At 75.0% G+C, this 7,643-nt stretch carries 5 protein-coding genes, 1 pseudogene and 1 riboswitch; of the genes and pseudogenes, 4 read left to right on the top strand and 2 right to left on the bottom strand.

Going from position 1 to position 7,643, the window contains the following annotated elements; genetic code table 11:
- Positions 1-27: 27 nt before the first annotated feature.
- A complete protein-coding gene (locus J7E94_RS01350) occupies positions 28-1,497 on the bottom strand; it encodes a hypothetical protein (RefSeq protein ID WP_374224365.1) in 1,470 nt (489 codons plus the stop codon).
- Positions 1,498-1,625: 128 nt separating this feature from the next.
- Positions 1,626-2,783, bottom strand: coding sequence for a S9 family peptidase (locus J7E94_RS01345; RefSeq protein ID WP_215011529.1), 1,158 nt, complete (start codon positions 2,781-2,783; stop codon positions 1,626-1,628).
- A gap of 320 nt (positions 2,784-3,103) precedes the next feature.
- Here J7E94_RS01345 and J7E94_RS01340 point away from each other — a divergent pair, with 320 nt between their 5' ends.
- The 4 genes and pseudogenes from J7E94_RS01340 to J7E94_RS01325 form a co-directional block, all read left to right on the top strand.
- A complete protein-coding gene (locus tag J7E94_RS01340; protein WP_215011527.1) occupies positions 3,104-4,381 on the top strand; it encodes an inorganic phosphate transporter in 1,278 nt (425 codons plus the stop codon).
- Between the two features lie 26 nt (positions 4,382-4,407).
- Positions 4,408-4,629 (top strand): hypothetical protein, encoded by a 222-nt coding sequence (locus J7E94_RS01335; RefSeq protein ID WP_215011525.1) that lies wholly within the window; start codon positions 4,408-4,410, stop codon positions 4,627-4,629.
- A gap of 175 nt (positions 4,630-4,804) precedes the next feature.
- A riboswitch (cobalamin riboswitch) is annotated at positions 4,805-4,891 on the top strand.
- Positions 4,892-4,949: 58 nt separating this feature from the next.
- Positions 4,950-5,906 (top strand): cobalamin biosynthesis protein, encoded by a 957-nt coding sequence (locus J7E94_RS01330; protein WP_215011523.1) that lies wholly within the window; start codon positions 4,950-4,952, stop codon positions 5,904-5,906.
- A pseudogene (locus J7E94_RS01325) lies at positions 5,903-7,554 on the top strand (cobyric acid synthase); the annotation flags it as partial. The gene J7E94_RS01330 and the pseudogene J7E94_RS01325, both read left to right, overlap by 4 nt.
- Between the last annotated feature and the right edge of the window lie 89 nt (positions 7,555-7,643).

Below are 7,643 nucleotides of genomic sequence, written 5' to 3'. Positions count from 1 at the left end.
CCCCGGCACACCCTTCCGGCCACAGCACTAGGCGCCGCCGGTGTGGACCTGGAAGGCGGCCCTGCGGACCGCCTTGGCCAGCGCCGGGTCGGGATGGGCCGCGGCCAGGGCGACCAGGACCTGCACGGTGCGCGGATGCCCGACCGCCCGGACCTCGTCCAGCAGCCGGGGGACCGTGGTCCGGACGGCGGAGTCGAGGTGGCGGGCCAGCAGGCCGGCCTCCCCGTGGTCGGCGATGGCCGCCGCCGTGTCCACCCAGAGCCAGGTCGACTCCTCGGGGGTGAGTACGCCCTGCGCCTCGTCGGGGTCGACCCCGTCGTGCTCGGCGAGCCAGAGCAGGGCGTAGGGGCGCAAGGCGGGTTCCCGTACGGTGGCGCGCACCTCGGGCTCGGCCGGGGCGCCGACCACGCGCAGCGCCTCGAAGGCGAGGCCGCGCAGCAGGGCGTCCTCGCCGCGGGCGGCCTGGAGGAGCTCGGTCACGGCGTGCCCGACGGGGCGGGCGGCGAGCCAGGCCTGGTACTCGGCGCGGGCCGGGCCCGGGGTGAGCCGGGCGCAGCCGTGCAGCATGGCGGCGGCGGACTGCTCGATGTTCCCGGCGGGGCTCTGCGCGGCGACGCAGATCTGCTCCAGCTTGACCCAGACCGCCCAACTGCCCAGCGGGGTGAGGGTGGCGCGGGCGGGGCCGAGGGTGACGGCGTCCACGGCGGCGAGTCCGCCGAGCGCCCAGCGCAGCAGCCGGGCGAGCGGAACAGGCCGGCTCTCGGCTGAGCCGGCGGCCGGGGCCTCGGCCGGGGCAGAGGCCCCGGCAGAGGTTCCCGGCTCGTCGGTCCGGTCCGCTGCGGGCTCCGCGTCGTACGGGACTTCGCACCGCTCGTCGCGCAGTTCGGTGACGCGCTGCCCCAGCAGGTCGAGGAGGTCGGGGACGCTCACGGGGCCGGCTGACAGCTGGAGCAGGGAAAGGAGTTGGGGCATCGCCTCGACCACCTCGGCGACGTCCGCGGGGGCGATGTCGGCGGGGGCCGGGTGGACGAGCGACCAGGCGTCGAAGAGCGCGACCCAGCCGCGCAGTACGGCGGCGTCGTCGCGGTCCCATGCGCGCAGTCGCCAGCCCGGCCGGGCGTGGCCGCCGTGCACCTCGACGAGGCCGGCGAGGCGGGCGCGGTCCCAGCCGACTCTGATCTGGCCGTGCGTCAGGTTCAGTTCCCCGGCGGCACGTTCGACGTCGGCGGCGGGCAGGGCGCCCGCGGGCGCGGGCCGCCCCCCGTCCCCGGCACCGAGGTTGCGCTCGGCCCAGCGGGTCAGGCGTACGGCGTCGGCGAGCGAGGCCCGGGCCCGGTTCGCGAGGTCGGCCGTGGCGGGCGTGCCCGCCGGAGGCCTCGGGGCGGGCCGGGTACGTCGGTCCGTCACCGCCTTGCGGGCCGCGGCGACGGAACGCGGGGAGACGAGTCGGAGTCTGGAGTCGCGAGCCAACTGCTCATCAGGCTTTCGGGACGTCACGGAAGCAGTCTCGCCCGTCACCGGCCGAAAGCCCAAACGGAACCGGCCGCTTCCACTCCCCGGCGTGGGTGCATACCGGCACGAACGGCCCTCGGGGCCGCGGCCGCCGCACGCCCTTCACCGCCACGTCACATGAGGGGGGTCAGGAAACGGCGCAGCGCCTCCTCGTACCCGGCCGGGTCCGCGTTCCACATGGCCCCGTGCCCGGCCTCGCGCACGGTGCGCAGGGTGACGAGGTCGGGGCGGGCGGCGGCGAGCCGGCGGGAGGGCCCCCAGGGGGCGAGCGTGTCGTCCGGGCCGTGGAAGACCAGTACGGGAACGCGCAGCGCGCCGGGGTCCGCGCCCGGGGCCCGGCGGTCGGCGCGCAGTCCCGCGCGGCCCTCGGCGGCCAGGACCGCGAGCGGCAGTACCACGGCAGGGGTGCGGCGCGCCGCGACGAGGGCGCGCAGGGTGGCGTGCCAGTCGAGTACGGGCGAGTCCAGCACCAGCCCGGAGATCCGGTCGGCGAGCGCCGAGCGCTCGGCGGCGCGGAGGGCCATGGCGGCGCCGGTGGACCAGCCGTGCAGGACCACGCGCCGGGCGCCGTGGCGCAGGGCGTAGCGGATGGCGGCGTCCACGTCCCGCCACTCGGACTCGCCGAGGTGGCCGAGGCCGTCCGGGGAGCGGGGGGCGCCGAGGTCCCCGCGGTAGGCGAGGTCGAGGACGGGAAGCCGTTGGCGGTGCAGGAAGGGCATGACCACCATCGGGTGCTCCCGGCTGCTGCCGAGCCCGTGCACGGTGATGACCCAGGTGTCCCAGGCGGCGGGCACGAACCAGGCGGGCAGCGCGCCGAGCTCCCCGGGGATGTCCACGTCGGCGTGGTCGAGGCCGAGGGCGGTGCGCGGGTTCCCGAGGTGGACCTGGGGGGTGAGGGTGACGCGGGTGCCGGGGTCGAGGCTGCCGTGGGTGACGGCGAGGAGCCGGCGCACGACGGTGTCCGGTTCGTGGTCGGCGCCGGGGAGGACCGGCCCGACCACCGCGTGCACCCCGGGGGCGTCCAGTCCGTACGTACCGGGGCGCAGGGAGCTCAGGATGGGGGCACCCCCGGCCGAAGGCTGGGAAAGGGTCAGGACGACCCGGCCGGGGGCGGTGGAGTGGACGCTGAGGCGCGGCCCGCCGGGCAGGGGGCGCCCCGGCTCGGGGCGCAGGGCCGCGTCGGCGGCGTACCGGGCGCCCGCGACCGCGGCCGCGCCGACTCCCAGGAGGGCGGTGGTGACGGCCGCTGCCGTCGCTGTGGCGGTACGCACCGCTCCAGTGTCGAGGCGCAGGCTCCGGCGGGCCACCGGAGGAGGTCGTTCCGCTCGTGGGGCGCGTGGGACGCAAAGGAAGTGATGTAGGTCTCATCCGAGGTTCCGGAAGGGGGACCGAGGGGGCGGATCGGCCGAGCGGAGGGGTTCGTTCACCCTGCTTTGACGTGCATTAATCGACATATCTATGACAGAACCGGGATGAACAGCCCGATCGCGCGCCGTCCCAGTACACCGATCCGCCCGGGTCAGTTCACCTTCCGTTCATCCAGGTTGCCTACGGTCGCCGAGCCACTGACGTCAAACAGAAGCCTGGGTAAATGGAGCACGTAACGCTTCTCCTCGGGATCGTGATCATCACCGCTCTCGTGTTCGACTTCACGAACGGTTTCCACGACACAGCCAACGCGATGGCCACCACCATCTCGACCGGCGCTCTCAAGCCCAAGACGGCGGTGGCCATGTCCGCCGTGCTCAACCTCGTCGGCGCGTTCATGTCCGTGGAGGTCGCCAAGACGATCTCCAAGGGCCTGGTCAACGAGGAAGGCATCCAGCCAGAGGTGATCTTCGCCGCCCTGGTCGGCGCGATCCTCTGGAACCTCGTCACCTGGCTGGTCGGACTGCCCTCCAGCTCCTCCCACGCCCTGATGGGCGGCCTGATCGGTGCCGCGGTCGCCTCCGCCGGCCTCGACGCCGTCAACGGCAGCGTCGTCGTCACCAAGGTGCTCATCCCCGCGGTCGCCGCGCCGATCGTGGCCGGTGTGGCCGCGATGCTGGCCGCCAAGGTCACGTACAAGCTGGGCGGCAAGGTCGGCGAGAAGACCTCCACCAAGGGCTACCGCGCCGGTCAGATCGCCTCGGCCAGTCTCGTCTCGCTCGCGCACGGCACCAACGACGCGCAGAAGACGATGGGCATCATCACCCTGGCGCTCGTCGCCGGAGGCGCTCTCGCTCCCGGCTCGAACCCGCCGGTCTGGGTCATCGTCTCCGCCGGCATGGCCATCGCGATGGGCACCTACCTGGGCGGCTGGCGCATCATCCGCACCATGGGCAAGGGCCTGACCGACCTCCAGCCGCAGCAGGGCTTCGCGGCCCAGACCTCGGCCGCGAGCGTCATCCTGGCCTCCTCCTCCCTCGGTTTCTCCCTCTCCACCACCCACGCGTGCTCCGGCGCGGTCATGGGCGCGGGCCTGGGACGCAAGGGCGGCGTGGTCCGCTGGTCCACCGCCACCCGCATGTTCATCGCCTGGGGCCTGACCCTGCCGGCCGCCGCCCTCGTCGCCTCCGGCGCCGAGCTGGTCATGCGCACCGGTGACGTCGGCGTGGCCGCCGTCGCGGTCTTCCTGGTCGCCGCGTGCGCCGCCATCTGGCTCATCTCCCGGCGCCAGGTCGTCGACCACCACAACGTCAACGACGTGCGGCCGGCCGGCGCCGAGGAGCCGGGTGTCGTCACCACGGCGATCGCCGCCGTCACCGTCCCGCCGACCGTCGCCGCGGCCGGTACGACCGCCGCGGTCACGGACGAGGACCTCAAGGCCACCATCCCGGCCGAGACGACAGCCCCGACGGCCGCGCCGGCTCCGGCCGCCGCGGTCTGACCGAGACCTACAGAGGAAACGGCAGTATGAAGATCGACTGGGCAGCACTCGGCTCCGTCTTCGGGGTCAGCCTCTCCGCCACCGTCGCGCTCGTGGCCCTGTTCACCCTGGGTCTCGTGGGCCTCTCCAAGCACGAGACCGCCACCGAGCAGGGCGGCACCGCCACCCTGGCCCGCAGCGGGGCGTACGCCTGCTTCGCGCTCGTCGCGGGGGCCGTGGCGTACGGGATCTACCTGATCGTCGCCTGACACACCAGCGGTGAAGCTCCCTCCGGGTTCCTCCCGGGGGGAGCTTTCGCGTGTACCGGCGCGGGCGCCACGGCGGCCCGGCGGCAGTCACCTGGCAGCCGCAGCGCAGGTCAACGGCGAGTTGACGGGCGTTCGCGGTGCGTGGTGGACTGCCCGAGCCAATACGGCGGCATGGAGAGGAAGTCCGGTGCGAATCCGGCGCGGTCCCGCCACTGTCACCGGGGAGCGCACACCGCCTGTGCGACCCGGGAGCCAGGAACTCTCGCCGCCGGACACGTCGAACCAGGGCGCGGACCCTGAGTGAGGACATACCTGCCACCATGCGTGCCGACCGCGTCTTCGCGTACGGCGTCACGGCGGGCCTGATCGGCGACCGGATCCTCGGGGATCCGCGCCGGGGGCACCCCGTGGCCGCCTTCGGACGAGCCGCCGCCGCCGTCGAGAGCGCCCTGTGGCGCGACGACCGCGCGCGGGGCGTCCTGCACACCCTGATCTGCGCCGGGGGCGCGGCCGCCGTCGGCGCGCTGGGCGCCCGCGCCGTGCGCTCCCGGCCCGCTGCCGCCCGTATCGCGCTGACCGCCGCCGCGACGTGGGCCGTCGTGGGCGGCACCTCGCTCGGCCGGGAGGCCCGCGCCATCGGCGGCGCGCTCGCCGCCGGGGACGCCGAGGTGGCCCGGGAGCGGCTGCCGCACCTGTGCGGGCGCGACCCGCAGGCCCTGGACGAGCAGCAGATGGCCCGCGCCGTGGTCGAGTCGGTCGCGGAGAACACCTCCGACGCGGTGGTCGGCGCCCTGGTGTGGGGCGCCGTCGCCGGGGTCCCCGGCCTGCTGGCCTTCCGCGCCGTGAACACCCTCGACGCGATGGTCGGCCACAAGTCCCCCCGCTACCTGCGCTACGGCTGGGCCTCCGCCCGGCTCGACGACCTGGCCGGCTGGCCGGGGGCCCGGCTGACCGCGCTGGCCGCCGTCCTGGCCGGCCCCGACCGGCGGGGAGCCGTACGGGCCTGGCGCGCGGACGCCGCCGAGCACCCGAGCCCGAACGCCGGTCCCGTGGAGGCCTCCTTCGCGGGGGCCCTCGGCGTACGGCTCGGCGGAACGCTGGCCTACGGCGGGCGCGTCGAGCACCGGGCGGTGCTGAACGGCGCGGCGGGCCGGCCGGTGGAGGTCGCGGACATCGAGCGGGCCGTGCGGCTGTCGCGGCAGGTCACCTGGCTGGCCCTGGGCGCCTGTGTGGCGGTCCGGGCGCTGGCGGCACGAGGACGGAAGGGACGCGCATGAACGGCGCGAAGCGCGGCGGCGGACTGCTGGTCGCGGGCACCACGTCGGACGCGGGCAAGAGCGTGGTCACGGCGGGCATCTGCCGCTGGCTGTCCCGGCAGGGCGTGAAGGTGGCGCCCTTCAAGGCGCAGAACATGTCGCTGAACTCCTTCGTGACCCGGGAGGGCGCCGAGATAGGCCGCGCCCAGGCCATGCAGGCCCAGGCGGCCCGGGTGGAGCCGACCGCGCTGATGAACCCGGTGCTGCTCAAGCCCGGCAGCGACCGCAGCAGCCAGGTGGTGCTGCTGGGCAAGCCGGTCGGGGAGATGAGCGCCCGCGGCTACCACGGGGGCCGGCAGGAGCAGCTCCTCGGCATCGTCACGGACTGCCTGGAGCAGCTGCGGGGCACGTATGACGCCGTGATCTGCGAGGGGGCGGGGAGTCCGGCCGAGATCAACCTGCGCCGGACCGACATCGTGAACATGGGCATCGCGCGGGCCGCGCGGTTCCCGGTGGTCGTGGTCGGGGACATCGACCGGGGCGGGGTCTTCGCGTCCTTCTTCGGGACGACGGCGCTGCTGTCGCCGGAGGACCAGTCGCTGATCGCGGGCTACCTGGTGAACAAGTTCCGCGGGGACGTCTCGCTGCTGGAACCGGGCATGGAGATGCTGCGCGGGCTGACGGGGCGATCGACGTACGGGGTGCTGCCCTACCGGCACGGGCTGGGCATCGACGAGGAGGACGGCATGGGGGTCCCCCCGGCCGGAGGCTGGGGGAGGGCCTCCCTGCGGGGCGCCGTGCGGGAATCGGTGGTGGCGCCACCGGTCGGCGAGGACCTGCTGCGGGTCGCCGTGTGCGCGGTGCCGCTGATGTCGAACTTCACGGACGTCGACGCGCTGGCGGCGGAGCCGGGGGTCGTGGTGCGGTTCGTGGACCGGGCCGAGGAGCTGGCCGACGCGGACCTGGTCGTCGTACCGGGTACGCGGGGCACGGTGAAGGCGCTGGAGTGGCTCCGGGAGCGGGGGCTCGCGGACGCGCTGGTGCGGCGGGCCGCGCAGGGCCGTCCGGTGTTGGGCATCTGCGGCGGGTTCCAGGTGCTGGGCGAGCGGATATCCGACGAGGTCGAGTCCCGGGCGGGGGTGGTGGACGGCCTCGGGCTGCTGCCCGTACGCGTCCGCTTCGAGCGGGAGAAGACCCTGGCGCGGCCGGTCGGGTCCGCGCTGGGAGAGCCGGTCGAGGGGTACGAGATCCACCACGGGGTGGCGGAAGTCCTGGGCGGCGAGCCGTTTCTGGACGGGTGCCGGGTCGGAGCGGTGTGGGGGACGCACTGGCACGGCTCGCTGGAGTCGGACGGCTTCCGCCGGGCGTTCCTCCGTGAGGTGGCTTCGGCCGCGGGCCGCCGCTTCGTCCCGGCGCCGGACACGTCGTTCTCCGCCCTGCGGGAGCAGCAGTTGGACCTGCTGGGCGACCTGATCGAGGAGCACGCCGATACGCGTGCGCTGCTTCGGCTGATCGAGTCCGGGGCTCCGGCCGGGCTCCCCTTCCTCCCGCCGGGCGCCCCGTGACGGGCCGGGCCCTGCGGGGCCTGTCCCCTGCCCGCCCTTCGCCCGTTCGCTGGGGCTCCGCCCCGGACCCCGCGCCTCAAACGCCGGCGGGGCCGGCAGTGGCGCACCTGAAGGCGGACGGGGACACGACCGGCCCCCGACAGCGGCGCCGCAGACGCGAACGGGTCCGGGGCGGAGCCCCGGGGAACGGTGG

Source organism: Streptomyces sp. ISL-94, assembly GCF_018614075.1.
Taxonomy (GTDB): domain Bacteria; phylum Actinomycetota; class Actinomycetes; order Streptomycetales; family Streptomycetaceae; genus Streptomyces.
This window is presented reverse-complemented; position numbering and strand designations above follow the sequence as displayed.